Below are 24,136 nucleotides of genomic sequence, written 5' to 3' on the forward strand. Positions count from 1 at the left end.
GGCTTCGAGGGCGAGGGCGGTATCGATGTCCCCCTCGAGCAGGGCCTGTTGCCAGCTTGGGCGGGGCACCCTGGATTCACGTCCTGTGCTCCACCACATGGAAGCTCCTGTATCAGCTGGTGCGGTTGATTCAACACTGCAGCGATCCAGCGGGCCGTTCGGGGCGCGCTCGTGGGCGTTGCCCAGTGGCGAGTGAGAGAAGACCGCGCAGCGAGGGACGCCGCCCGGTGGGTGGGCCCGCACCCTGTCGCGGGTACGGGCCGGCGGCTCAGTGTTTCAGTTTCTTTGGTTGCGGATCGGCGTAGCTGTGCTTCTCGTGGATCATGGTCGCCACCAGAGCGAACAGGCTCACGGCGGCGACGAAGAAGGTGATCACCATCAGGATGGCGGGTTTGTCGGCGAAGGTGAAAACCGCGCCGGCGCCTTCGAAAGTGCTGATGCTCATGGTCAAGCTCCTGTGTTGGGGGCGTGGCGCTCGGCGGCACGCCCCGGGGTGGGCCGTCAGGCGGGTTTGCTTTCGACGACGAGGGTGGTGAACTCGCGGCCGTCATCGATGGTGGCGTGGCCGTACAGGGCACTCCATTCCGGGTAGGCCTGGGCCGGTACTTCGGTGAGGTCGAGGCCGCGTTCCTCGGCGTAGGCCGGTACGCGCAGCATGCCGAGCTTCTTCAGCCCGTAGGAGATGGCGTAGCCGGGGATGAAGCCCAGCGCGGCCATGACCAGGGCACCGACCAGTTGGCCGGTGAAGCTGATCTCGGCCATGCCGTTGACGTTCGGGTAGCCGGAGAGGAATACGCCGCTGATGAGCAGGCCGGCAAAACCGCTGAAGCCATGCACGGCGAAGGCGCCGACCGCGTCGTCGAGGCGGAGCTTGAGCAGCAGGTTGTTGACCAGCGGCGCGGCCGCGGCGACGCCCATGCCGATCAGGTAGGCCAGGCCGGGGTGGTAGAGGTCCAGCGCCGGGGCCACGGAGATGATCCCCACCAAGCCGCCGGACATCATCCAGAACGGTTCGCGGGTGGTCAGGTAGGCGCCGATCAGGCCGCCGGCGAAGCCCATCAGGGTGTTGAAGGCGAAGGCCGAGAGGTTGGTCGGCTGGCCGTAGATGTTGGTCCACTGGGCGCCGCTGTTGTAGATGATGCAGCCGCCGAGGAAGCCGAAGAAGCCGACGATGATCAGCATCAGGCCGACCACGCTCATCGGCATGCTGTGGCCGACGATCGGGTTGACCGAGCCGTCCGGGTTGAAGCGGCCGATGCGCGCGCCGAGGTTGATCACCACGGCCAGGGCGAAGAAGCCGGCGATCATGTGCACCACGCCGGCCGCGCCGACGTCATGGTAGCCGAACTGCACGGTCAGCCAGCCCTCGGGATGCCAGCCCCAGGCAGCCGCCAGTAGCCAGATAAAGCCACCGAGGGCAATGGTGAGGATGATGAAGGCGCTCATCCGCGTACGCTCGATGATCGCCCCGGAGAGGATCGAGCCGGTGGTGGCGGCGAACAGGGCGAAGGCGCCCCAGAAGATGCCGGTGGCGTTGTCCTGCAGGTTCGGACCCATGGATTCGCTCCAGGGCATCGCCGCCAGGAGCGCGTCCATGCGCGGCACCAGACCGTCGGGAAAGGCGTTGTACACGGCCCAGCCGAGCAGAAACACGCTGGGAACGACAAAGCCGAAGGCCAGGATATTCTTGACGCCGGCGGCCAGGGCGTTCTTCAGGCGGGAGGCGCCGATTTCGTAGGACAGGAAGCCTACGTGGATCAGGATCATCAATGCCGTACACCACCAGTAGAATATTTCCATATTCAAGGTGTTGGTCATTTCTATCAGAGCTTGCAGCTCTGCCAGGGTGGGTGTCGTCTGCTCTTCCATCGCCGAATCCTCGATGCAGTAGTTGGAGTTGGTAGTCACCGGCAGATCAGTGGCGGTCACGCCTGTACAAGGTGCTGCTGTGTTTTTATCTATAGTTATAAAAAGTTCCCATCAAGAAAAAGCAAGCCCTGTGCCAGAACCGCTCGGCTGCGTCGTAGAAGGCTTGCGAGATTTTGTTGTGCCGAACGTGTGCCCCTTTTCTGTTCAAAAGGCCCACGCGGGCGCCTGAAATTGGTTCGAAACCGTGGCGAACGCTCAGCTCGCCGGCTTCCTGTTCTGCAGCATGGCCTGGATCTGCTGCACCGATTCCTGGGTGCGCCGGGCGAGATTGCGCACCTCGTCGGCCACCACGGCGAAGCCGCGCCCCTGCTCGCCGGCGCGGGCCGCCTCGATGGCGGCGTTGAGCGCCAGCAGGTTGGTCTGCTCGGCGATGCCCTTGATCACCCCGGCGACCTGGGCGATCTGCCCGTAGGTGGTCTGGATGCTGGCCTGCTCGCGCTCGTGCATCTCGGCGGCGGCTTTTTCGTCACTGATCTCGCGCACCGCGCCGGTGATGTGCAGCAGCACGCCCTGGGCGTCGCGCAGGCAGCGCCCGCGTTCGCGGAACCATACTTCGCCGCGGGTCTTGTGGCGCATGCGGTATTCCACGGCATAGGAGCCATCGCCTTCGGTATCGGCCATTGCCGCGCCGAAGACGCGCATGACGTTCTTCACGTCGTCCGGGTTGGCCACTGCGAAGTAGCTGTCCCAGCCGTCGGGGAATTCCTCGCGGCGGTAGCCGATCAGCGCGCGGAACTGATCGGACCAGCGGATCAGGTTCTGCGGGTGGTCGGGGTCGCCGTCGACCACGTTCATGTCCCAGCAGCCTTCGGTCAGGGTGCGCTTGGTCAGCTCCCAGACCTGCCGCTCTGCCTGCCAGGCACCGCGTTCCGATTGCAGTTCGGCCAGTTGCCGCCGGTTGTCGAGCAGTTCCCGCTGCAGCTCGCCGGTGCGTGCCTCGGACATTTCCAGGCGGCGCTGCAACTCGGCGTACTGCGCCGGCGTACAGGGCGGCGGCGGGGCGCTTTCGGCGCTGCGGCGAAGGTGCTGCAGGTCCTCGCAATGGCGCTGCAGGCGTTCCAGGCTGGCGAGCAGGTGCGGCTGGCGCTGCAGGTTGGGCTGGGCGCGCAGGTGCAGCGGTTGCTCGGCGAGCAAGCGATCGAATAGGGCGCCGAGCTCATCGGCCAGGTTCCGGGAAGCGTTGCTGAACCACATCGGCCGGTTCTCCTCGAGTAGGTGGTGCGCGGCGGCCGCTCTCGTGTCGACCGTCACTGGTTGATTGCCAAGCAATTCTCTTTCCAAGACCGAATGCAGCCGAAGTTCGAGCGCTCGGGAGCTCGCGGGTAGGTTGGCGCTGAGCGCAGCGAAGTCCAACGGGCACGAAGGTGTTGGGCTTCGTCGCTGCGCTCCTCAACCCAACGTCGTCAAAGCGAACTGTCGCGCGGGCTTGCCAGTCTCAACTGGGCCGGTAACCGTCAGGAGCGCCCATGGACACGCTGAAAATCGCCACCTTCAACATCAACGGCATTCGTGCCCGGCTGCCGAACCTGCTCGAATGGCTGGAGCGCGAGGCGCCGGACGTGGCGTGCCTGCAGGAGCTGAAGGCGGCGGATGCCGACTTTCCCATTGACGCCATTCGCGGCGCCGGCTATGGCGCGGTCTGGCAGGGGCAGAAGTCCTGGAACGGCGTGGCGATCCTCGCCCGTGGCGGCGATCCGCTGGAAATCCGCCGCGGCCTGCCCGGCGATCCGGACGACAGCCATAGCCGCTACCTCGAAGCCGCAGCCCATGGCGTGATCGTCGCCTGTCTCTATCTGCCCAATGGCAATCCGCAGCCGGGGCCGAAGTTCCAGTACAAACTCGCTTGGTTCGAGCGCTTCATCGAACACGCCGCCGGGCTATTCGACAATGGCCATCCCGTGGTCCTGGCCGGTGACTACAACGTCGTGCCGACCGACCAAGACATCTACGATCCTCGCTCCTGGACCAAGGACGCGCTGCTGCAGCCCGAGAGCCGTGCATGCTACGAGCGTCTACTGGCGCAGGGCTGGACTGACGCGTTGCGCGCCAAATACCCGGATGAGCGGATCTACACCTTCTGGGATTATTTCCGCCAGCACTGGCAGAAGAATTCCGGGCTGCGCATCGATCATCTGTTGCTGAGCGCTGATCTGGCGCCGCGCCTCGTCGATGCCGGGGTGGACCGCTGGGTGCGTGACCAGGAGCATGCCAGCGACCATGCGCCGACGTGGATTACCCTGCGCGGTGAAGCTGCGCAGACCAAGCCTGAAAAACCGGCCAAGCGCAGCGAGGCCAGGAACACCAGCCAGTAACCTCATTGGCGCCGGATTACAGGCCAGCATCATCCGGTTCCACTGGAGCCGCTAGCCACGTGCATCGCCCGTGTCCATCGCCCGCGTCGTGCGCCCGTCTGGACAGCGGCTTTTGCGTGCTGCCGTTGCGTACCTGGCTCGACCAGTTCCATCGCAGTCTGCTCCTCGGCCAATGTAAGATACTCAAAAGTCCCGCAGCCTCAGGCGTGGTAAGAAGTCCTTCCAACAGCGCCAGCCCCTTGGGCGAGAGTTTGAGTTCCGGCGCCTTGCCGCGACGGGCACGCAACGCCAATGCTTGCAGGTCGCGTAACGCTCGCAAGGCAAGGGGGAAGCGGGCATGCAGGGCTCCAGCAGTGGATCGATGATGTTCGCTCTAGACACCATGCCTAGCAATCCCCAGCCAGCGCAGAATGCCCACCGCTGCCGCTCGACCGCTGGCGAAACAGGCGGTCAGCAGGTAGCCCCCGGTGGGGGCTTCCCAGTCCAGCATTTCGCCGGCGCAGAACACGCCCGGCACCTGTCGCAGCATCAGGCCGTCGTCCAGCACCTCGAACGGCACGCCGCCGGCACTGCTGATGGCTTCGTCCAGCGGGCGGGGGCGCAGCAACTCGATGGGCAGGGCCTTGATCGCGGTCGCTAAACGCTGCGGGTCATCGAAGGCGTCAGTGGGCGCGAGTTCCCGCAACAACCCCGCCTTGACGCCATCAAGACCGAGTTGACGCTTGAGGTGCTTGGCCATGGAGTGCGAGCCGCGCGGTTTGGCCAAGGTGCGAATGATCCTCTCCAGCGAATGATCGGGTAGCAGGTCCAGCGCGACTGTGGCGCTACCGTTCTGCTCGATCGCCTGGCGGATCTCGGCGGACAACGCATACACCAGGCTGCCCTCGATGCCGGTGGCGGTGACCACGAACTCACCCTTGCGTGGCGCGCGCTCGGCGAGACCGAGGCTGACGGTTTTCAGCGGCGCGCCAGCGAACTTTTCCTGCAGGTGCGAACTCCAGCCTGCCACCTCGAAGCCGCAGTTGGCGGGCCGCAGCGCGTTGACTGCAATGCCGCGGCGTTCCAGCACCGGGACCCAGGCACCGTCGGAGCCCAGGCGTGCCCAGCTGCCACCGCCCAACGCGAACAGCACCGCGTCGGCGTCGACACTGATCTCACCCGACGGCGCGAGCAGACGCAAGCTGCCGTCGGTGTTCCAACCCAGCCAGCGATGGCGCGTATGGATCTGCACGCCCGTATCACGCAGGCGGCGCAGCCAGGCGCGCAGCAGCGGTGCAGCCTTCATGTCCGCGGGAAACACTCGCCCGGAACTGCCAACGAAGGTGGCGATGCCCAGCCCGTGAATCCATTCACGCAAGGCCTCGGGGTTGAAGGCGTCCAGCAGCGGGCGCAGTTCGGCGGCACGCTCGCGATAGCGCGCCACAAATGGCTCGAAGGCCTCGGAATGGGTGATGTTCATTCCGCCGACGCCGGCCAGCAGAAATTTGCGACCGACCGAGGGCATGGCGTCATACAGATCGACGGCAACGCCCGCCTGGCTCAGCACTTCGGCAGCCATCAGTCCGGCGGGGCCGCCGCCAACGATCGCGACGCGAGATTTTGGGATACGCATTGGAACGCGGCCGTGGTTCAGGGCCGGCCATTCTAGCGGTTTGCGATGGGAAGTCTGCAGCTATGGCGGAGAGCGCGGGGGCGGGGTGCGGAGTAAGAAAAAACCTAACCGAGAACGGTTGGGGTTCACTCGTGGTGGCGGGGGGTACCCCGCATCAAGCGACTGTTGAAAGTGCGGAATCGAAGCGCTGCGGGTTGCTGCGAACCGGTTCGGATCGGATCCAAAAGCCTGCCGGTACGGCCATCTGCCGTGGACGCTCAAGCGCCTTTTTCGTCTTGATTGGTGACCGGAAGGCTGCTCAACCTCGTCTGCTTTCCGGGGCCTCTAGGCGGATAGCGGCCGCTGCCACTGCCCCATTGTTTTCAGGATTACCTCGCTCGCCTTTGGAGCGGGTCACGGCCGCCAAGTGCAAACCGCAAATCTGCAAACCTGGGTTTGCACCTGACTGGCGACACATCAACGGAACCAAGCTCGCTGAGGCTGTTTGTCAGTAGGCGGGAACCGCCGTATACGGAACCGTACATATGGTGGTGTGAGAGGACGGCGGGAGCAATCCAGCCTCCTACCCGATTCAGCGACCCGTCGTCAGAACAGCGTGTTTGGCAGATAGGTAGCAATTTCCGGGAGCAGCATGATGATGCCCATGCCGATGATGTTGACGATTACGAAGGGAATGACGGACCAATAAATATCCTTCATCGTGATGCCAGGCGGCACGATGCCTTTCAGGTAGAACAGGTTGAACCCGAACGGTGGCGTCATGTAGCCGATTTCCATGTTGATCACGAACAGCACGCCGAACCAGATCGGATCGAAGCCGAGTGAAGCGACGATCGGCAGGAATACCGGCAGCGTGATCAGCATGATGCCGACGGGATCGAGGAGCATGCCCATGACAAAGACGATCGCCATCATGAAAATGATGATGGCCCAGCGGCCCCCAGGCAGATCCATCATCAGCCCTTCGATCAGCGACTGCGCGCCCATACCCTGATACGCCGAGCTGAACGCATGGGCGGCGAACAGGATCCAGGCGATCATGCCGGTCAGTTTGAAGGTGCGGATGGCGGCTTCCTGCAGCACAGGCCAGTTCAGCTTGCGGTAGACGGCAGCGGAGATCAGCGCGCCGAATACACCCATGGCGGCTGCCTCGGTCGGGGTCGTCAAGCCGCCAATGATCGAGCCGAGCACCATGATCACGATGCCGATGGGCAGCAGCACCGCGCGTACCGCGCGCAGTTTCTCGCCCCAGCTGCCGCGCTCTTCCTTGGGTAAAGCGGGTGCCAGGTGGGGTTGCAGGAACGAGCGCACCAGCACGTAAGTGACCGTCAGCCCAACCAGCAACAGCCCCGGCAAGACGCCCGCCGCGAACATCTTGCCGACTGACTGACCGCTGATCATCGCGTAGAGGATCATCATGATGCTTGGCGGAATCAGGATGCCCCAGCCACCGCCGGTGTTGATGCAGCCGAGCACCATCCGTTTGTCGTAGCCGCGTTCGAGCATCGCGGGCAGGGCAATGGTGCCCATGGCCACGACCGCCGCGCCGCTGATGCCGACCATGGCACCGAACACCGCGCAGATCCCCAGCGTGCCGATTGCCAGCCCGCCCCGCATGCCTCCGCACCACAGGTGCATCATGCGATAGAGGTCGCGTGCTACGCCGGTTCGTTCGAGCAGCATGGCCATGAATACGAAGAGCGGAATGGCCACCAGCGTGAAGCTTTCCATGGTGCCCCACATCTGCGAGGCGACCATATAGAAGGCGTCAACGCCCCAGGTGAAGTAAAGGAACAGCACCGAGACACCGCCCAACACAAAGGCCAGCGGCAAGCCGAGTACCAGAAAGAAGACCAGTGTCAGGAAGAACAGCAGCGTGGTGATTTCGATGCTCATTGCGCGTCCCCCACGTGACTGGTGTCGCTGGGTGATTCATGTCCTAGCGCAATAAGAATGTCCTGCAGCAGCTTGGCGATCCCCTGCAGCAACAACAGCAGGGTGCCGAGCGGGATCATCGCCTTGATCGGCCAGATCGGCGGATTCCAGGCGGAGTACGAGGTTTCCATCCCCTGAATCGACTCCCAGGCCATGGAGCTGCCGAAATACAGCAGTGCGGCCATGAACAGAAAAAACATGCTGGAGGTGAAGATATCGACCCAGGCGCGTGTGCGCGGACCGAAGGAGGCGTAGAGCAAATCCACATTGACGTGGTCCCGGTGCGCCATGACATAGCCGCCAGACAGCACGACATAGGCCCCGAACAGCATCTGTCCGAGTTCGTTGGTCCAGGAGGTCGGGCTCGAGAACAGATAGCGCATGAAGACTTCGAGCAGCAGCAGCATGAAAATCAGGACGATCAGATAGGCCACCCAGCGGCCAATGAATTCGTTGAGCCGGGTGATGCCGTTGATGTAGGCATGAATCAGGCGCATGACAGGCCCCACGAGCAAGGATTGAGCGAATCGCGCCCCCGGCGCGTGATCGCGCCGAGGATGGGTCAGGCGAGGGGTTTACTGGTAGCCGAGGTCACTGAGGAAAGTCTTGAGCTTTTGCAGGGCTTCGGCCGACTTGTCACTGCGCTTGCCTTCGTCTTCCCAGGTCTTCTTCGCAACTTCGCGGAGCCGAGCCTGAACGTCTTCCGGCAATAGGTTGACCTGCACGCCCTGTTCCTTGATGGCCTTCTGCAAGGCGATCTGTTCCTGATACAGGTACTCGTTGGTGCGATACCAGAACTGCTCATCGAGGACCTGTTTGACGATCTCCTGGTCGCGCTCGGAGAGCTTGTCCAGCGCTTTCTGGCTGATGATGATCACATCGGTGCCGGCGATGTTCAGTGCTGGTCGCACGTGATTCTTCGCCACTTCGTAGAAGCTCATGCTGGCGGCACCTTGCACGGCACCCCAATGGGCACCATCAACCACGCCAGTATCGAGCGCCGGGTACAGTTCGCCGCCAGGCAGGTAGGTGGTCGAAGCGCCAGCCTCGTCGAGAAACTTCTGCAGGGCACCGGATGAACGAATCTTCAGCTTGGTGAAATCCTCCCAGCTGTTGATCGGCTTCTTCACCACCATTTCAGTCGGGTAGACCTTGTCGGTCGACCAATACACGCCGTGTTGCGCGGCTTCTTCACGAAGCATGTCCTCGAAGCCCATCTGCTTATGGAAGTACGCGGCCTCCCAGACATTCTGAAAAGCGAAGGGCAGGCCGGAGGCGATACCGGCAAGGGTCATCTTGTCCTGGGCATAGCCGGGGGAAATGGTGCCCATCTGAATAATGCCGCGGCTGACGGCGTTGAAGGTTTCCTGCGGCTTGAACAGCGCGCCCGACTCGAACAGCTGCAACTCCAGACGACCGTCGGTGCGTCGCTCGATTTCATTCTTGAGTCTGACGAGGCTGTCTTGATAGGAACTACTGGCACTCGGCCAATGCGATTGCACGCGCCATTTGGTGACGTCCTGTGCAACAGCCATCTGCGGAGCCATGGCGGAAACCGTCAGTGCTAACAGGCCTGCGGGAACGAGTAGCTTTTTGAGCATGGATTTCATAACGCGTCCTCTTGTTGTAATTGTCTGGCTGCGGGCCATCTCGGTATCGCTTATATTGCTTTGTGTTTCGCACAGCAAAACTGTTTTCTGCAGGGCTGACCGAAAGTTAACATAGCGCGTGGCTTTTTCAAGCGATAGCAGAACGCCATCACTGGCTTCCTCAGCGGGCACCCGGGCGTCGTGCTTTGCTTGTGGCCCGTGGCCCGTCTGTCCAGCGGAGGTTGAGCTTAGACGGTTCTGTTTGTGGGCCGTCATAATTCTGCCTGATGGAACTGGATTTCGAATTGACGTGATGTTTCAGGTATGCCAGCTTCGAAAGGAAGAGGGCTCGCCAAAAAACAATCGAGAGGGCTCGCCATGCGCCTCATAGCGAGAAATATCCAGTTGCAGTCCCCAGGCGCCCGTTCAGGTGCTGACTCTCACCGCGCGGTAGATGCGCAATGAGCGACCAGACCGGACTCACCGGCGGAGACAGCCGGACCAATCAGTTGCCGGCCAGTGGAGGCAGGGACCTGCCGGGCCATCATCAGGTCCTTGGCTATCGCCAGGTTTCCTGGACGGAAGACGAGGCGGTGATCGAACTGGACGTCCAGGCCTGTCACCTGAATATGGCCGGCGTGCTTCATGGCGGTGTGATGACGGCCTTGCTAGACGTGGTGCTGGCCGAGGCTGGCACTTATTGCCCCTATCCGGGACGCGTCCGCAAGGCCATCACGCTAGTTGAACACCACCTTCACCGGGCAATGCTCGGGCGGCGTCATCCGTGCGATCGGTAGGCGCCGTGCCGGTGGCACGCGCATCTTCAACAGCTCCGGCGAGGTGCGCGACCTGGATGATTGCCTGCTGGCAATCGGCGAAGCGACCTGCCGACTGCGCTCCGGTAGCGAGCAGGCGCAAGGCGTGCCGATGGATTTCCTCGCACCTAACAACAAGAAGGAAGACGGCAATGTATGAACTGACCGGCAAGGCGCTGGAACTCCAGCAGCAACTCACGGCATTCATGGATGAACATATCTACCCGAACGAACATGTCTTTCACGAGCAGGTCGCCAACGCCAGCAATCGCTGGGCACCGCCGCCTATCCTCGAAACACTCAAGGCTAAAGCCCGAGCGCAGGGACTCTGGAATCTGTTCCTTGCGCAAAGCGAACACGGCGCCGGGCTGACCAACTTCGAGTATGCCCACCTCTGCGAAGTCATGGGCCGCTCGCATGTCGCCGCCGAAGTCTTCAACTGCTCCGCACCGGATACCGGCAACATGGAAGTGCTGGCGCGCTACGGCACGCCAGAGCAGCAGGAACAGTGGCTCAAGCCGCTGCTTAACGGCGAGATTCGCTCCTGCTTCTCCATGACCGAACCCGAGGTTGCGTCATCCGACGCGACCAACATCGCCTGCGAGATCCGCCGTGAAGGCGACGAGTACGTGATCAATGGGCAGAAGTGGTGGTCGTCAGGCGCAATGACCACCACCTGCAAGATCGCCATCGTCATGGGCAAGACCGATCCTTCGGCCGAGCGGCATCGGCAACAGTCGATGATCCTGGTGCCGCTGGATACGCCTGGCGTCGAGATCGTCCGTGCGCTCCACGTGTTCGGTTACGACCACGCGCCTCATGGCCATGCCGAAATCCATTACCACAACGTCCGGGTGCCTGCCAGCAACATGCTGCTCGGCGAAGGCCGCGGCTTCGAAATCGCCCAGGGGCGGCTCGGCCCGGGCCGCATCCACCATTGCATGCGCACCATCGGCGTAGCCGAGCGGGCCTTGCAAGCCATGTGCGAGCGGGTGCATTCGCGTGTCGCGTTTGGTAAGTCGCTGGCCGACTTCGACTCGATCCGCAAGGACATCGCCCGTTCGCGCATCGAGATCGAACAGACCCGTCTGCTGACACTGAAGGCGGCACGCATGATGGACACCGTCGGCAACAAGGTGGCGCGTCAGGAAATCGCGATGATCAAGGCCGCCGCACCGAGCATGGCGCTGCGGGTGCTGGACCGCGCGATTCAGGTGCATGGCGCCAAGGGTGTCAGCCAGGACAGCTTCCTTGCCGCGGCCTGGGCGCACCAGCGCACCCTGCGCCTGGCCGACGGCCCGGACGAGGTGCATCTGGACGCCATCGCCAAGCTCGAATTGAAGAGCTACTCCAGCAAGCGCTGAGCTTCCGACAAAACCTAAGAAGAAGGATGCAGTTACATGACCAACCCCTTATTCGATCTGTCCGGGAAGGTGGCACTGATTACCGGCTCCACCCGCGGCATCGGCCGTTCAATTGCCGAGGAAATGGCCAAGTGTGGCGCGCGGGTCGTGATTTCCAGCCGCAAGGCCGACGCCTGCGAGGCAGTCGCCGCCGAGCTGAAAGCGGCGGGCCACGAGGCCATCGCCGTGCCGTGCCACGTTGGGCGCAAGGAGGACTTGCAGCGCGTGGTCGACACCACCCTGCAGACGTGGGGGCGCATCGATGTGCTGGTCTGCAATGCCGCCACCAATCCGGTTTATGGACCGACCAGCGAGCTGACCGACGACGCCTGGGACAAGATCATGGACACCAACGTCAAGGGCACCTTCTGGCTGTCCAACATGGTCCTGCCGCAGATGGCCGAGCGAGGGGCGGGTGCGGTGATCATGCTTTCCAGCATCGCCGGGCTGCGCGGCAACACGGTGATCGGCACCTACGGCGTGTCCAAGGCCGCCGAAGCAGCACTGGCGCGCAATCTGGCGGCCGAGTGGGGGCCGAAAGGCATCCGCGTCAACGCCATCGCCCCGGGACTTGTACGTACCGATTTCGCCAAGGCCTTGCTCGATGATCCGGAGCGAGTCCGCCGTGCTGCCGAGAAAACGCCACTGCGCCGTATCGGCGAACCGCTGGACATCGCCGGGCTGGCAGTCTTTCTCGCGGCGCCCGCCAGTGCCTACATCACCGGGCAGGTGATCGTCGCGGATGGCGGCGAAACCGCATGCTGAGGGGCGCAGCGATGAACGAACCCGAATTGATTGACGTGCTTCCCGCGCATCGTTTTGATGAGGCGGCGCTGGCTCAATACCTTCGGCAGCAGCTGCCCGAATTGGACCCCGAACTGAAGGTTCGGCAGTTCCAGGGCGGCCAGTCCAACCCCACCTACCTTCTGGAAAGTGCCGGTCGCCGCTACGTATTGCGCAAGAAACCGCCGGGCAAGGTGTTGCCGTCTGCGCACATGGTCGAGCGTGAATACAAGGTGATCCGCGCCCTGTCCGAGCACACCACTGTTCCGGTGCCACGCGTACACCTGCTGTGCGAGGACGAAACCATCATCGGCACCCCTTTTTATGTAATGGACCACATAGAGGGACGAATCTTCAGCGATCCAGCATTGAATGACCTGACTGCCGCCGAACGCCAGCCGATCCATCTGGCCGCCATCGATACGTTGGCCGAGCTTCATCAAGTTGACGTCGAAAAGGTGGGCCTGGGTGATTTCGGCAAGGCTCAGGGCTACTTCGCGCGCCAGGTGAAGCGCTGGTCCGGCCAGTATCAGGCGTCCCGGACCGGCGACATGCCGGCGATGGAGCAACTGATGCGCTGGTTGCCTGACCAGGCGCCGCAGCGCGACGAGTGCGCCATTGCCCACGGCGACTACCGGCTCGGCAATCTGATTTTCGATTCGAGTGAGGCGAAGGTGGCGGCAATTCTCGACTGGGAACTGTCGACCCTCGGCCATCCGCTCGCGGACCTCGCCTACTTCTGCTTGCCGTATCACCTGCCGGCGGGTGTCGACGGGCTGCGTGGATTGATCGGCATCGATCTGCAGGCGCAGGGCGTTCCGTCCGAGCAAGAGGTGCTGCAACGGTATTGCCTGATGAGCGGGCGCGGCGCCGTCGACGACTGGCATGTGTTCGTGGCGTTTTCACTGTTCCGGCTCGCGGCGATCCTGCAGGGCGTCCATGCACGGGCGTTGCAGGGCAATGCCAGCAATGCCGATGCGTTGCAGGTCGGCCAGCGCGCCGGACTGCTGGCTGAAGCAGGTTGGCGGATCGCCCAGAATGGCAGCGGGGTGACCGTATGAGCGCTTCGTTGCTACGCCGCGTTTTATTGACCAATGATGACGGTATCGCTGCGCCGGGGCTGGCGTTGCTCGAGCGGATCGCCGCGCAACTGGCCGAAGAGGTCTGGGTGGTGGCGCCCGAGCACGACCAGAGCGGTACCGGTCAGGGCATTTCCGTGCACGCGCCGCTGCGGGTGTATCACCATGGTGAGCGGCGTTTCGCCGTTTCGGGAACGCCATCGGATTGCGTGATGTTCGCCATGGCCGAATGGCTGCAGGACTCGCCGCCAGATCTGGTGCTGTCCGGCGTCAACAGCGGGGCGAACATCGGCGATTCGGTGCCTTATTCGGGCACCCTCGGCGCGGTACTCAGCGCCGACCTGCTGGGCATTCCGGCGATCGGCCTGAGCCAGGCCTTTATTGACCGCATAGGAATCGATTGGTCCTGTGTCGAGACCTACGCGGCAACCACGATCCGTGCGCTCTGGGCGCGTCGTGAAGAAAACGGCTGTTGCTGGAACGTGAATTTCCCGGCTTGTTCGGCTGACCTCGTCAGCCATCTGCGAATGACCCGGCAATCGCGCGGCTCGATCACCCGGCCGCGTTTGCAGGCGGGGCGTGACGGGCGCGGCTTGCCGTACTGGTGGCTTGGCTTCGAGCATTCGTCTGCCCATATCGTCGCCCCTGAGGCCGATGTCGCTGCGCTGCGTGATAAGTGCATCGCGATCACACCCTTGCGCGACACCCGGGGCTGGCTCGAGTGGGGCGAAGAACGGGCCATGGCCGACCTGGCCCTTTGACAGCGGTTCAGGAGTTCAGAAATGTTTACTCGCCATCATGCGGTCTGGCCCGAGGATCTGCCCAAGCACCTGAGCGTGCCGGAAACCAGCCTGTTCATCAATCTCGAGATATCCACGCGCCGCTTCCCGGACAAGACGGCGATCGTTTTCTACGACACCTTGATCACCTACGCTGAACTGCTGCGCGAAGTCGAAGCGATGGCCGGTTACCTGCAGCACCTGGGCGTCGCCAAGGGCGATCGGGTGCTGCTGTATATGCAGAACGCGCCGCAATTCACCATCGCCTACTACGCAATCCTGCGCGCGGACGCGGTGGTGGTACCGGTCAATCCGATGAACCACAGCGCCGAGCTGGAGCACTACCTGCACGACACGGGCGCGGCCGTATGTTTTTGCGGGCAGGAGCTGACCGGCTTCATCGCGCCCCTGGTCGGCACGGCGCAGCTGCGTCAGGTAGTCGTTGCGGCCTACTCGCAATACGTTCGCCAGCCCACCGACCTGGCGCTGCCGGCCGAGGTGCAGGCGCCGGCCGTCACGCCGGACTTCGCCGGCGGCATCGCCTGGAGCGACGCTCTGGCTGCCGGTCACAAGGCGGGGCCGCACACTGCCGGTCCGGACGATCTGTGCGTGTTTCCCTACAGCTCCGGCACCACCGGCGCGCCGAAGGGCTGCATGCACACCCATCGCTCGGCGATGGCGACCATCATCCATCGCGTGGTCTGGACCAACAGCACCAGCGAATCGGTAATCCTCGCGACACTGCCTTACTTTCATGTCACGGGCATGCAGGGCGCCATGAGCGGCCCGATCTACAATGGCGGCACCGCCGTGATCATGACCCGCTGGGACCGCAAAGTTGCGGCCCAACTGATCGAGCGCCACGCCGTGAACGGCTGGGTGAATATCGCCACGATGGCCATCGACTTTCTCTCCGATCCGGACCTGGAGCGCTACAACCTCTCCAGCCTGGTCAGCGTCGGCGGCGGTGGCGCAGCAATGCCCAAGGCGGTTGAGGAGAAGCTGTATCGGCTGACCGGCCTGCGTTACATCGAAGGCTATGGGCTTTCCGAAACCATCGCGGCCACCCATATCAACCCGGTGCCGCGACCCAAGGCGCAGTGCCTCGGGATTCCGGTATTCGACGTGGACAGCCGCGTCATCGATCTGAATACCGGGCAGGAGCTTGGCCCCAACGAAGTAGGCGAAATCATCAGCCGCGGGCCGCAGCTGTTCCAGGGCTACTGGAACCGTCCGGAAGAGACCGAGCGCGCATTCATCGAACTGGACGGCCACAGATTCTTCCGCACCGGCGACATGGGCTACTACGATGAAGAGGGCTATTTCTTCCTGGTCGACCGGCTCAAGCGGATGATCAATGCGTCCGGCTTCAAGGTCTGGCCGTCGGAAGTGGAGAGCCTGATGTACCGCCACCCAGCGATCCAGGAGTGCTGCGTGATCTCGCGGCCCGATCCCAAGCGCGGCGAGACGGTCAAGGCCTGCGTCGTGCTGCGCGATGGGCAGGCCGGGCAGGTCAGCGAGCAGGACATCATCGACTGGTGCAAGGCCGAGATGGCCGCTTACAAGGCACCGGTCTACGTGGAGTTCGTCGCGTCGTTGCCGCGGTCCTCCACGGGCAAACTGATGTGGCGTGCGCTGCAGGAAGAAGAGAACCGCAAACACGCCGCCAGCACCGAGCAGGCCTGACGGCAGCAAAGCCACTGCAAGGCCACGCGCCGGCTGGCGCCTTCGAAATCAACGGAGCAGATGCTATGCAAGATTCAACCGCTACGAACCGGGAAGCCGAATGGCAGGTGCGCAAGGATCTGGCGGCGGCCTATCGACTGGTCGCGCATTTCGGCTGGGATGACCTGGTGTTCACCCATCTCTCCGCCCGCGTACCCGGGCCGGAACACCATTTTCTGATCAACCCCTACGGCCTGCTGTTTCAGGAGATCACCGCCTCGTCGCTGGTCAAGGTCGATCAGGAGGGGCAGATCGTTCAGAGCGGCAGCCTGCACCGGGTCAACCCGGCCGGTTTCACCATCCACAGCGCGGTACACATGGGCCGCGAAGATGCCGGTGCGGTCATGCACCTTCATGCCGCCGATGGCGTCGCGGTGTCGGCGCATCGCGATGGGCTCCTGCCGCTGAGCCAGACGGCCATGCTCTGCCTCGATCACCTCTGTTATCACGAGTACGAAGGCGTCGCGCTGGACCTGAGCGAACGCGAGCGGCTGATCCGCGACCTGGGTGACAAGCGAATGATGATGCTGCGCAACCACGGCGTGCTGACGGCAGGCGGCACGGTCGCCGAAGCCTTCACCTACCTCTATTTCCTGATGAAGGCCTGCGAGATTCAGGTGCGCGCTCAGGCCTGCGGCCCGACCCATATGCCTTCAGCGGCTGCCATCGAGACGACTCGCCAGCAATCGGCCGAACTGGGCAGCGCCGCCAAACTGACCTGGCCCGCATTGTTGCGTCTGCTGGAAGCCAATGGTCACGTCTATGCGATATAGCGCTACGCTAGCGCGTTCCGGATGTCTTCCAAGGAATAAAGCTGAGTGACCATGAAAATCCTCTTCGTCGCCGCCGACCCCAAGCCAGAGCGCTGGACCAGCCTGATCCAGCAACACCTGCCAGACGCCGAAGTCCAGGTTTGGCAGCCGGACAATCCGAGTTGCGCCGCTGACTACGCCATCGTCTGGCATCCGCCCGCGACGCTGTTCGACAAGGAGCCGCAACTGAAGGCGGTGTTCAACCTTGGCGCAGGCGTGGATGCGCTGGTGCGGATACCTAACCTGCCGCGCGACATCCCCATAGTGCGCCTGGAAGATGCGGGTATGGCGGTGCAGATGGCGGAGTACGTCGCCTATCATGTGATTGGCATCAGCCGTGACATGGACGCCTATCGTGAGCAGCAGGCGGCCGGACAGTGGAAGTTACGGCGGCCCATCGAGCGCAGCGAGTGGCCGATCGGTGTGCTCGGGCTCGGGCACATCGGCAAGCGGGTCGCCAAGACGCTGGCGACGCTGGATTACCCGGTTATGGGATGGTCGCGTTCCGCACCTGGCATAGACGGGGTGCGCAGTTTTGCTGGCGAGGTGGAGCTCGATGATTTCCTCGCTGAAACGCGCGTGCTGGTCAACACGCTGCCGCTGACCGACAGTACGCGCGATCTGATCGACCACTCGCTGCTGTCGCGGCTCAGGCCTGATGCGGTGGTGATCAACGTCGGGCGCGGCGAGCACCTGATCGATGAGGATCTTTGCCGTGCCATCGAAGAGGGCAAGGTGGCCCGGGCAGTGCTCGACGTGTTCCGTGAGGAGCCGTTACCAACGACGCATCCGTTCTGGACCATGCCGCAGGTAACCATCACCCCGCATGTCTCGGCACGCACCTTGCGCGAAGCCACCATCGAGCAGATCGCCGGCAAGATCGCCTCGCTGGAGCAGGGTGAGTCCATCAGCGGTGTCATCGACATCCAGCGCGGGTATTGAACACCGGTAGAAGCCAGTTGCACTATTTGGCTCGGCGATCAGAGGGCGGGAAGTGACAGCAAAGTGTTCATGGCTTGGCCAGCGTGTCTTGATGGGTTGAATATGAATTCCACCGTTTCCTGGCCCCGAAATAGCACGTAGATTAGCCGAAGGCGTAATCCGACGATCGAGAGGGTGGGTGCGGTTGCGGTGGTGGGGTAACGGATGTGGCCGGTTCGCGGTAACCGACGGAAGCGCCTTCGGCGATTCCATCCTACAAAGCCACCGCCGCCTGCGCTGAAGCCGTTATTTTTGCGACAATACCGGCTCTTTGATCAGGCGAACACGTCATGTCCGAACGCAACCCCATCCCGCTGATTCTCACCGCTATCGGCAGCGTCATCGGCACCGTTGCGGTGCTGTCCTACTACGGTTATGTGCATATCGCCAAGCCGGAGGATGCTCTGTTGCTGGCCGACTACACGATGCTCAAAACCATTCCCGGCGAAGATTACCGGGTCTCGCTCAAACCCGCGCCACAGGTTGCAGAGTGCATTGATGGCGTGCTGGTGCTCTTCGATACCGAGCAGAAGGGCCTGACCGGCGTGCTGGTTGACAATCGAAAGCGTGCGATCCGCTGTATGGGCCAGCAGGTGCCGACCGAGAGGGCGCCGGCAAACAAGTCATAGCGTCGCTGTGCAAAGCTGCAAACCAAGAAGCCCGCCATAAGAGCGGGCTTCGGTGTCACCGGTGCGGCTCGAGTCGCGATTATTCCATCGAGGAGCGCGGTGCTACACGCTTGTCGTCGTTGGAGATCGTGACTTCAACGCGACGGTTCCTCGCTCGGCTGGCGGGCGAGTCGTTGCTCGCAACCGGATACGCTTCACCGTAACCGACGGTCTGGATTCGATCGATCTCCACGCCGGAGCGAACCAGCGCGCGGCGCACCGCTTCAGCTCGACGTTCGGACAGTTGCTGGTTGTACGAATCGGAGCCTGTGCTATCGGTATAGCCTTCGATCAAGACCTTGCGCTCCGGATTCTCGTTGAGAAACTTGGCGAGCTTCTGAACGTCGCCCATACCGGCAGCCTTGAGCTCGGCCTTGTTCAGGTCGAACAGCACGTCGCCGAAGGTCACCAGGGTGCCGCGTTCAGTTTGTTTGGCCTGCAAATCCTGCTGAAGCTGGCGGATCATCGCTTCACGGGATTCCAGCCGCGCTTGTGCGCGCTGTGTGGAAGCCTGCTCAATCTCTTGCTCGGCCTTGCGTAGTTCGATGGTCTGTTCGGCCAGGTCAATCCGACGGTTGGCCAGGTAGGCGAGCTGGTTGACGCGCTCTTCATCCGCATCGTTCAGATAGGCCTTGTTGGCTTCGTCGAGTTGCTTGGAGGCGTCCTGGATTTCCAGAGCGGCGTATTTCTGTGACAGCGGATTGCTCTGCAGTGACGTGAACTCGCTGCGCGCCGTTTCCAGATTCTGGTTTGGCTGCGACGAGCAGGCCGCAAGGCCGATGCTGATGGCGATCGCTGTGGGGATGGCTACTAGCTTATGCATGTCGATTCATCCTCTGCTAAATGAGAGTGCGGAAGGGAAGGGCGTTACTGCTGAAGGCCGCGCATGCTTTCTTCGCGCAGCTCCTGAATCCCCTTCCGAGCGTCCTCAACGGCCTTCTGGGCCTTGGCGGCTTGTGCCTTGCGCTCTGCAACCCGGGCGTCCCACTCGGCCTGCTCGGCGAGTCGACGGGCTTCCTCATAGTTTTCTTTCTGCATCGCGAGTTCGGCCTGCTGCCACTTTTCCTGAGCGGCACGCATGTCCACCGGGGCATATTCGGTGGCCCCAGCGCTCACCGCGCTACGCACGGCCGATTCGGTTACGGCGAACTGCTCGTTTGGCGGATTGCCGGCACAACCAACCAGCAACAGGCCCCCGAGTGCAACGGCTGCCAGCTTGGGCAGCTGAAATCGCGACAGTGGGCTTTCGATGGTGTTCATTTTCATGGCCAGTCTCCAATGGGATATCGGATGGGATATCGAGAACAGTGCCCGTTAGGCTGTGCGTTGAATTCGTCATCACTGTCAGCAATCAAAACGGGCATGTTTCTATGAGGCCGGCTGGGCGTAATCGTTCCGGCAAAACAAGCCAAACGACAAAAAAGGCTGTCTAGAGCCATTTGACAGGCGCGAGGGGCGATGACACGCCACCTCGGTACGCCCATTCGACAGTGGTACCAAGGTTCAGAATCGGTCAGGCTTGCTCGGCTTGCTCGGCTCGCTCGGCAAGCAGGCGCTCAAGATGCTTGCGTGACAAGGCCAGGAAGCGCGGCGTTGGCCCAACGTCTTCATAGATCGGGTCACCTTGCTCGTCCGTCGAGATCACCTTGGAGCCCTGCTCGTAGGGGAGGCTGGTCTCGATCCCTTCAAGCGCTGCACCCACCAGTTCACCTAACAGCTCTTCGGTGCTGCGCTTCGGATACATCTCGGCCAGCGCTGCCAGCCTTGCCGCACTTTCGACATCCAGCGGAATGGTGTACTGCGCGGCGCTCATGCGGCCGGTGGCGCTGCTTTCCCATTCCCGGACCAGTTCTGAAATTTTCATCTAGCTCCATCCTTAGCTCGCTTGGCGAGCGATATTGGCGGGTATTACGAGCCAGCATCGACAGGCGTGTTCTGCTATGCCTTGTCTTCGTCGTAGACGCTGTGCACTCTGTTTGGACGGTTCATACAGCGTAGCCGTTCAGCATCGACAGCATCGTTTTACGTGCTGCCGATGCGGCGGCCTGTAAAGAGAGGCGAACATGGCGAAGATCGACGCGCGTTTGCGCGAAAACGTTCATCTGCTCGGCGAGCTCCTGGGCAATGCAATTCGCGAGCAACACGGCGATGCCTTCTTCGACAAGATCGAGCGCATCCGCAAGGGCGCCAAGGGCGCGCGCCGTGGCTCGGCTGATGGGGCCCGGCTGTTGCAGGAAACGCTCGACGGGCTGGGCGATGACGAGCTGCTGCCGATGACCCGCGCCTTCAGTCAGTTTCTCAACCTGGCCAATATCGCCGAGCAATATCACCAGGTGCGCAGGCGTGGACCTGACGAAGCGGCCCCGTCCGAAGCTGGTGCATTAGGTGACCTGCTCGAACGCCTGAAGGGTGAAGGCTTCAGTCAGGAGTTTCTGGCGCGCCAGGTTGGCCGCCTGGACATCGAGTTGGTGTTGACCGCGCATCCGACCGAAGTCTCACGACGGACCCTGATCCAGAAATACGACGCCATCGCCGCGCAATTGGCGGCGCGGGACCACACCGATCTTGGTCAGGGAGAACTGGCCAAGATCGAGCTGCGTCTGCAGCGGCTCGTGGCCGAGGCCTGGCACACCGAGGAGATTCGTCGCAGCCGACCGACACCGGTAGAAGAGGCGAAGTGGGGCTTCGCCGTTATCGAAAATTCATTGTGGCAAGCGCTGCCGAACGTGCTGCGCCAGACCGATCAAGCACTCAAACGCAGCACCAGTCTGCACCTGCCGCTGGACGTCGCGCCGATCCGTTTCGCGTCGTGGATGGGCGGCGATCGTGACGGCAACCCCAACGTGACGGCGACGGTGACCCGTGAGGTCTTGCTGCTGGCACGCTGGGTCGCGGCAGACCTGTTCCTGCGCGATATCGACGCTCTGATCACGGCATTGTCGATGCAGACCGCCAGCAATGAACTGCTCCGCCGCAGCGGGCAGTCGGCCGAGCCCTACCGGGCCTTGCTCAGGACCCTGCGCGAGCGCCTGCAAGCCACGCGTGACTGGGCGAACGGTGCTATCGAGCATGACCAGCCGGCACCGGCGCAGGTGTTGCTCGATAATCGGGACCTGTGCGAGCCGTTGGCGCTCTGTTACCACTCGCTGCATGCCTGTGGCATGGGCATGATTGCCGATGGCGACTTGCTCGATACGTTGCGCCGGGCTGCTGCCTTCGGTCTGTTTCTGGTGCGCCTGGATGTCCGCCAGGACTCGTCCCGGCATGTTGCCGCGTTGGCCGAAATTACCGACTACCTGGGTATCGGCCATTACGATCGGTGGGACGAGCAGCAGCGTCTGGACTTCCTGCAATCGGAGTTGAACAACCGTCGGCCCTTGCTACCTCCGAACTTCAAGCCCTCGGCCGAAACGGCGGAAGTGCTGGATACCTGCCGCGTGGTGGCGCAGGCGCCCGGTGCATCGCTCGGCTCCTATGTCATCTCCATGGCCAAGGGCGCCTCGGATGTGCTGGCTGTACAGCTGCTGCTCAAGGAGGCTGGGCTGCAACGGCCGATGCGGGTCGTGCCGCTGTTCGAGACGCTCGCCGATCTCGACAATGCCGGGCCGACCATCGACAAACTGCTCGGGTTGCCGGGGTATCGTCAGCGGCTCCACGGCCCGCAAGAGGTAATGATCGGCTACTCGGATTCAGCCAAGGATGCCGGCACCACGGCGGCTGCCTGGGCGCAATACCGTGCGCAGGAAAGCCTGGTCGAGATCTGCCGTGCCCATCAGGTTGAATTGCTGCTGTTCCATGGCCGTGGCGGCACGGTTGGGCGTGGCGGCGGACCGGCGCATGCGGCGATTCTTTCGCAGCCACCCGGATCGGTAGCGGGTCGATTCCGCACCACCGAGCAGGGCGAGATGATCCGCTTCAAGTTCGGCCTGCCGGATATCGCCGAGCAGAACCTCAGCCTGTATCTGGCTGCCGTCCTCGAAGCGACCCTGCTACCGCCGCCGATGCCCGAGCCGGACTGGCGCGAAACCATGGAGCAGCTTGCAGCGGACGGCGTGTCGACCTACCGCAGCGTGGTGCGCGATCATCCGCAGTTCGTCGAGTATTTCCGCCAGGCGACGCCCGAACAGGAGCTTGGGCGTCTGCCACTGGGCAGCCGCCCATCGAAGCGTCGCGAGGGGGGTGTCGAAAGCCTGCGAGCGATTCCTTGGATCTTCGCCTGGACCCAGACGCGGCTGATGCTGCCCGCCTGGCTGGGCTGGGAGCAGGCGCTGCGCGGGACGCTGGAGCGAGGTGAAAGTGAACGGCTCAAGACCATGCGCCAGCACTGGCCGTTTTTCAGCACCCGCATCGACATGCTCGAAATGGTCCTGGCCAAGGCTGACGCGGAAATAGCCGAACGCTACGACGCGCGACTGGTCAGCGCAGAGCTACAACCGTTGGGGCGCGATTTGCGCGACAGATTGTCGCAGGCTGTAGCGGCGGTGCTTGAGTTGACCGGGCAGCCAGAGCTGCTGGCGCACAGCCCTGCAACGTTGGAGGCGTTCAGTCTGCGCAATACCTACCTCGATCCGCTGCATCTGATGCAGACCGAACTGCTGGCACGTTCACGGCAACAGCAAAGCCCGGCGGAAAGCCCTCTGGAGCAGGCCTTGCTGGTCAGCGTCGCGGGCATTGCCGCAGGGCTGCGCAACACTGGTTGATTCTTCGCCGTCTCGCTCAGGTGGCGTCTGGCAACCGCCACCATGGGCAGTGAGCGGCATTTTATCGGCACCGCACGCGGCGCGGGGTCGGCATGCCAAGACACAATGGGCGCCGCTTGTCTGCATTCTGTGCGCTGTGTATCGTGTTCAACCTTTTGTCACATGGCGGCAAACCAGAATTTCCGATTCGCCAGAGGTGAGGGTGCGTTGCATCGATCCTGGCGGCATCCCTTCGCAAACTTGAGGACTCACTCCATGCGCGTCATTCTGCTGGGAGCGCCGGGTGCCGGGAAAGGCACACAGGCACGCTTCATTACCGAGAAGTTCTCCGTCCCGCAAATCTCCACCGGCGACATGTTGCGTGCAGCGGTCAAGGCCGGCACGCCCCTGGGCCTGCAGGTCAAGGACGTGATGGACAGCGGTGGTCTGGTTTCCGACGAAATCATCATCGCGCTGATCCAGGAGCGTCTGCAGCAGCCCGATTGTGCCAACGGATTCCTCTTCGATGGCTTCCCGCGCACCATTCCACAGGCCGAAGCACTGCGTGATGCTGGCGTCAAGCTGGACCACGTACTGGAAATTGCGGTAGACGATGAAGAGATCGTGAGTCGCCTGTCCGGTCGCCGTGTGCATCCGGCGTCAGGTCGTGTCTATCACACCGAGCACAACCCGCCAAAGGTGGCTGGCGTCGATGACCTGACCGGCGAAGAGCTGATTCAGCGCAAGGACGATCTGGAAGAAACCATCCGCCATCGCCTGAGCCTTTATCATTCCCAGACCAAGCCGCTGGTTGCGTTCTATCAGAACCTCGAAGCGGCCGAAGGCACGCCGAAGTGCAGCCGCGTCGAAGGCGTCGGCTCCGTGGAAGAGATCACCTCGAAGGTGATGGCAGCGCTCAGCTGAAAAAAGCGTGAAGCCGAGAAGAGCGCTGGAGGCTCGACGAGAACGCTGCATACGACAGTAGACGAAAGCTTGACGCAAAGAGCATCGGCCCGTTTCGTCCAGCCTCCAGCC

At 62.6% G+C, this 24,136-nt stretch carries 21 protein-coding genes and 1 pseudogene; 12 read left to right on the forward strand and 10 right to left on the reverse strand.

The features are described from left to right. Positions 1 to 268 precede the first annotated feature (268 nt). The 3 genes from NA637_RS05185 to NA637_RS25490 form a co-directional block, all read right to left on the reverse strand. Positions 269 to 445 (reverse strand): hypothetical protein, encoded by a 177-nt coding sequence (locus NA637_RS05185; protein WP_256071270.1) that lies wholly within the window; start codon positions 443 to 445, stop codon positions 269 to 271. Positions 446 to 501: 56 nt separating this feature from the next. Next, positions 502 to 1,929 (reverse strand): ammonium transporter, encoded by a 1,428-nt coding sequence (locus NA637_RS05190; protein ID WP_256071271.1) that lies wholly within the window; start codon positions 1,927 to 1,929, stop codon positions 502 to 504. Between the two features lie 195 nt (positions 1,930 to 2,124). Further along, positions 2,125 to 3,123: a methyl-accepting chemotaxis protein gene (locus NA637_RS25490; RefSeq protein ID WP_423836699.1), complete on the reverse strand. Its 999-nt coding sequence runs from the start codon at positions 3,121 to 3,123 to the stop codon at positions 2,125 to 2,127. A 272-nt stretch (positions 3,124 to 3,395) separates the two neighbouring features. Here NA637_RS25490 and xth point away from each other — a divergent pair, with 272 nt between their 5' ends. Further along, positions 3,396 to 4,241 (forward strand): exodeoxyribonuclease III, encoded by an 846-nt coding sequence (gene xth, locus NA637_RS05200; protein WP_256071272.1) that lies wholly within the window; start codon positions 3,396 to 3,398, stop codon positions 4,239 to 4,241. Positions 4,242 to 4,614: 373 nt separating this feature from the next. On the opposite strand, the gene NA637_RS05205 is transcribed toward xth, so the two are convergent. From NA637_RS05205 to dctP, 4 genes are all read right to left on the reverse strand, one after another. Next, on the reverse strand, positions 4,615 to 5,853 hold the full coding sequence (locus tag NA637_RS05205; RefSeq protein WP_256071273.1) for a TIGR03862 family flavoprotein: 1,239 nt from the start codon (positions 5,851 to 5,853) through the stop codon (positions 4,615 to 4,617). A 585-nt stretch (positions 5,854 to 6,438) separates the two neighbouring features. After that, the gene (locus tag NA637_RS05210) at positions 6,439 to 7,749 is read right to left on the reverse strand and encodes a TRAP transporter large permease (RefSeq protein WP_256071274.1); all 1,311 of its coding nucleotides are present in this window, start codon (positions 7,747 to 7,749) and stop codon (positions 6,439 to 6,441) included. Further along, positions 7,746 to 8,285 carry a TRAP transporter small permease subunit gene (locus NA637_RS05215; protein WP_256071275.1) on the reverse strand — a complete coding sequence of 180 codons (540 nt, stop codon included), beginning with the start codon at positions 8,283 to 8,285 and terminating at the stop codon, positions 7,746 to 7,748. Before NA637_RS05215 ends, NA637_RS05210 begins: the two co-directional genes overlap by 4 nt. Positions 8,286 to 8,363: 78 nt before the next feature. Beyond that, entirely contained in the window at positions 8,364 to 9,398 is a 1,035-nt protein-coding gene (gene dctP, locus NA637_RS05220; RefSeq protein WP_256071276.1) for a TRAP transporter substrate-binding protein DctP, read from the reverse strand. A 440-nt stretch (positions 9,399 to 9,838) separates the two neighbouring features. Between dctP and NA637_RS05225 the strand changes: the two are divergent. The 9 genes and pseudogenes from NA637_RS05225 to NA637_RS05265 all read left to right on the forward strand — a co-directional run bounded on the left by NA637_RS05225 (position 9,839) and on the right by NA637_RS05265 (position 18,383). Further along, a pseudogene (locus NA637_RS05225) lies at positions 9,839 to 10,352 on the forward strand (PaaI family thioesterase). Then, complete coding sequence (locus NA637_RS05230; RefSeq protein ID WP_256071277.1) at positions 10,345 to 11,556, forward strand: acyl-CoA dehydrogenase family protein; 1,212 nt, start codon at positions 10,345 to 10,347, stop codon at positions 11,554 to 11,556. The pseudogene NA637_RS05225 and the gene NA637_RS05230 overlap by 8 nt, the downstream one beginning before the upstream one ends. Before the next feature lie 36 nt (positions 11,557 to 11,592). Beyond that, positions 11,593 to 12,360, forward strand: coding sequence for an SDR family NAD(P)-dependent oxidoreductase (locus tag NA637_RS05235; RefSeq protein ID WP_256071278.1), 768 nt, complete (start codon positions 11,593 to 11,595; stop codon positions 12,358 to 12,360). A gap of 11 nt (positions 12,361 to 12,371) precedes the next feature. Further along, positions 12,372 to 13,439 carry a phosphotransferase gene (locus tag NA637_RS05240; RefSeq protein WP_256071279.1) on the forward strand — a complete coding sequence of 356 codons (1,068 nt, stop codon included), beginning with the start codon at positions 12,372 to 12,374 and terminating at the stop codon, positions 13,437 to 13,439. Continuing rightward, on the forward strand, positions 13,436 to 14,218 hold the full coding sequence (gene surE / locus NA637_RS05245; RefSeq protein ID WP_256071280.1) for a 5'/3'-nucleotidase SurE: 783 nt from the start codon (positions 13,436 to 13,438) through the stop codon (positions 14,216 to 14,218). The genes NA637_RS05240 and surE overlap by 4 nt, the downstream gene beginning before the upstream one ends. Before the next feature lie 21 nt (positions 14,219 to 14,239). After that, positions 14,240 to 15,922 carry a long-chain fatty acid--CoA ligase gene (locus NA637_RS05250; RefSeq protein WP_256071281.1) on the forward strand — a complete coding sequence of 561 codons (1,683 nt, stop codon included), beginning with the start codon at positions 14,240 to 14,242 and terminating at the stop codon, positions 15,920 to 15,922. Positions 15,923 to 15,987: 65 nt separating this feature from the next. Further along, complete coding sequence (locus tag NA637_RS05255) at positions 15,988 to 16,734, forward strand: class II aldolase/adducin family protein (RefSeq protein ID WP_045425379.1); 747 nt, start codon at positions 15,988 to 15,990, stop codon at positions 16,732 to 16,734. Positions 16,735 to 16,785: 51 nt separating this feature from the next. Continuing rightward, on the forward strand, positions 16,786 to 17,715 hold the full coding sequence (locus NA637_RS05260) for a 2-hydroxyacid dehydrogenase (RefSeq protein WP_256071289.1): 930 nt from the start codon (positions 16,786 to 16,788) through the stop codon (positions 17,713 to 17,715). A gap of 329 nt (positions 17,716 to 18,044) precedes the next feature. Beyond that, positions 18,045 to 18,383, forward strand: coding sequence for a hypothetical protein (locus NA637_RS05265; RefSeq protein ID WP_256071282.1), 339 nt, complete (start codon positions 18,045 to 18,047; stop codon positions 18,381 to 18,383). A 79-nt stretch (positions 18,384 to 18,462) separates the two neighbouring features. Here the strand turns inward: NA637_RS05265 and NA637_RS05270 are convergent, their stop codons facing one another. The 3 genes from NA637_RS05270 to NA637_RS05280 form a co-directional block, all read right to left on the reverse strand. After that, positions 18,463 to 19,245, reverse strand: a complete 783-nt coding sequence (locus NA637_RS05270) for an OmpA family protein (RefSeq protein ID WP_256071283.1) — start codon at positions 19,243 to 19,245, stop codon at positions 18,463 to 18,465. 44 nt (positions 19,246 to 19,289) lie between these two features. After that, positions 19,290 to 19,688 carry a DUF4398 domain-containing protein gene (locus NA637_RS05275; RefSeq protein WP_256071284.1) on the reverse strand — a complete coding sequence of 133 codons (399 nt, stop codon included), beginning with the start codon at positions 19,686 to 19,688 and terminating at the stop codon, positions 19,290 to 19,292. Positions 19,689 to 19,935: 247 nt separating this feature from the next. Beyond that, positions 19,936 to 20,286: a pilin assembly protein gene (locus NA637_RS05280; RefSeq protein ID WP_256071285.1), complete on the reverse strand. Its 351-nt coding sequence runs from the start codon at positions 20,284 to 20,286 to the stop codon at positions 19,936 to 19,938. A gap of 199 nt (positions 20,287 to 20,485) precedes the next feature. On the opposite strand from NA637_RS05280, the gene ppc reads away from it, so the two are divergent. Beyond that, entirely contained in the window at positions 20,486 to 23,122 is a 2,637-nt protein-coding gene (gene ppc / locus NA637_RS05285; RefSeq protein ID WP_256071286.1) for a phosphoenolpyruvate carboxylase, read from the forward strand. A gap of 255 nt (positions 23,123 to 23,377) precedes the next feature. After that, a complete protein-coding gene (adk, locus tag NA637_RS05290; protein WP_256071287.1) occupies positions 23,378 to 24,025 on the forward strand; it encodes an adenylate kinase in 648 nt (215 codons plus the stop codon). Positions 24,026 to 24,136 lie beyond the last annotated feature (111 nt).

Origin of the sequence: Stutzerimonas stutzeri, from assembly GCF_024448935.1 — a bacterium.
In the GTDB taxonomy this organism is placed as follows: Bacteria; Pseudomonadota; Gammaproteobacteria; order Pseudomonadales; family Pseudomonadaceae; genus Stutzerimonas; species Stutzerimonas stutzeri_AO.

Coding starts and splice junctions, on each gene's coding strand:
- NA637_RS05185 (WP_256071270.1), bottom strand. CDS start 445: ATGAGCATCAGCACTTTCGAAGGCGCCGGCGCGGTTTTCACCTTCGCC.
- NA637_RS25490 (WP_423836699.1), bottom strand. CDS start 3,123: ATGTGGTTCAGCAACGCTTCCCGGAACCTGGCCGATGAGCTCGGCGCC.
- xth (WP_256071272.1), top strand. CDS start 3,396: ATGGACACGCTGAAAATCGCCACCTTCAACATCAACGGCATTCGTGCC.
- NA637_RS05205 (WP_256071273.1), bottom strand. CDS start 5,853: ATGCGTATCCCAAAATCTCGCGTCGCGATCGTTGGCGGCGGCCCCGCC.
- NA637_RS05210 (WP_256071274.1), bottom strand. CDS start 7,749: ATGAGCATCGAAATCACCACGCTGCTGTTCTTCCTGACACTGGTCTTC.
- NA637_RS05215 (WP_256071275.1), bottom strand. CDS start 8,285: ATGCGCCTGATTCATGCCTACATCAACGGCATCACCCGGCTCAACGAA.
- dctP (WP_256071276.1), bottom strand. CDS start 9,398: ATGAAATCCATGCTCAAAAAGCTACTCGTTCCCGCAGGCCTGTTAGCA.
- NA637_RS05230 (WP_256071277.1), top strand. CDS start 10,345: ATGTATGAACTGACCGGCAAGGCGCTGGAACTCCAGCAGCAACTCACG.
- NA637_RS05235 (WP_256071278.1), top strand. CDS start 11,593: ATGACCAACCCCTTATTCGATCTGTCCGGGAAGGTGGCACTGATTACC.
- NA637_RS05240 (WP_256071279.1), top strand. CDS start 12,372: ATGAACGAACCCGAATTGATTGACGTGCTTCCCGCGCATCGTTTTGAT.
- surE (WP_256071280.1), top strand. CDS start 13,436: ATGAGCGCTTCGTTGCTACGCCGCGTTTTATTGACCAATGATGACGGT.
- NA637_RS05250 (WP_256071281.1), top strand. CDS start 14,240: ATGTTTACTCGCCATCATGCGGTCTGGCCCGAGGATCTGCCCAAGCAC.
- NA637_RS05255 (WP_045425379.1), top strand. CDS start 15,988: ATGCAAGATTCAACCGCTACGAACCGGGAAGCCGAATGGCAGGTGCGC.
- NA637_RS05260 (WP_256071289.1), top strand. CDS start 16,786: ATGAAAATCCTCTTCGTCGCCGCCGACCCCAAGCCAGAGCGCTGGACC.
- NA637_RS05265 (WP_256071282.1), top strand. CDS start 18,045: ATGTCCGAACGCAACCCCATCCCGCTGATTCTCACCGCTATCGGCAGC.
- NA637_RS05270 (WP_256071283.1), bottom strand. CDS start 19,245: ATGCATAAGCTAGTAGCCATCCCCACAGCGATCGCCATCAGCATCGGC.
- NA637_RS05275 (WP_256071284.1), bottom strand. CDS start 19,688: ATGAAAATGAACACCATCGAAAGCCCACTGTCGCGATTTCAGCTGCCC.
- NA637_RS05280 (WP_256071285.1), bottom strand. CDS start 20,286: ATGAAAATTTCAGAACTGGTCCGGGAATGGGAAAGCAGCGCCACCGGC.
- ppc (WP_256071286.1), top strand. CDS start 20,486: ATGGCGAAGATCGACGCGCGTTTGCGCGAAAACGTTCATCTGCTCGGC.
- adk (WP_256071287.1), top strand. CDS start 23,378: ATGCGCGTCATTCTGCTGGGAGCGCCGGGTGCCGGGAAAGGCACACAG.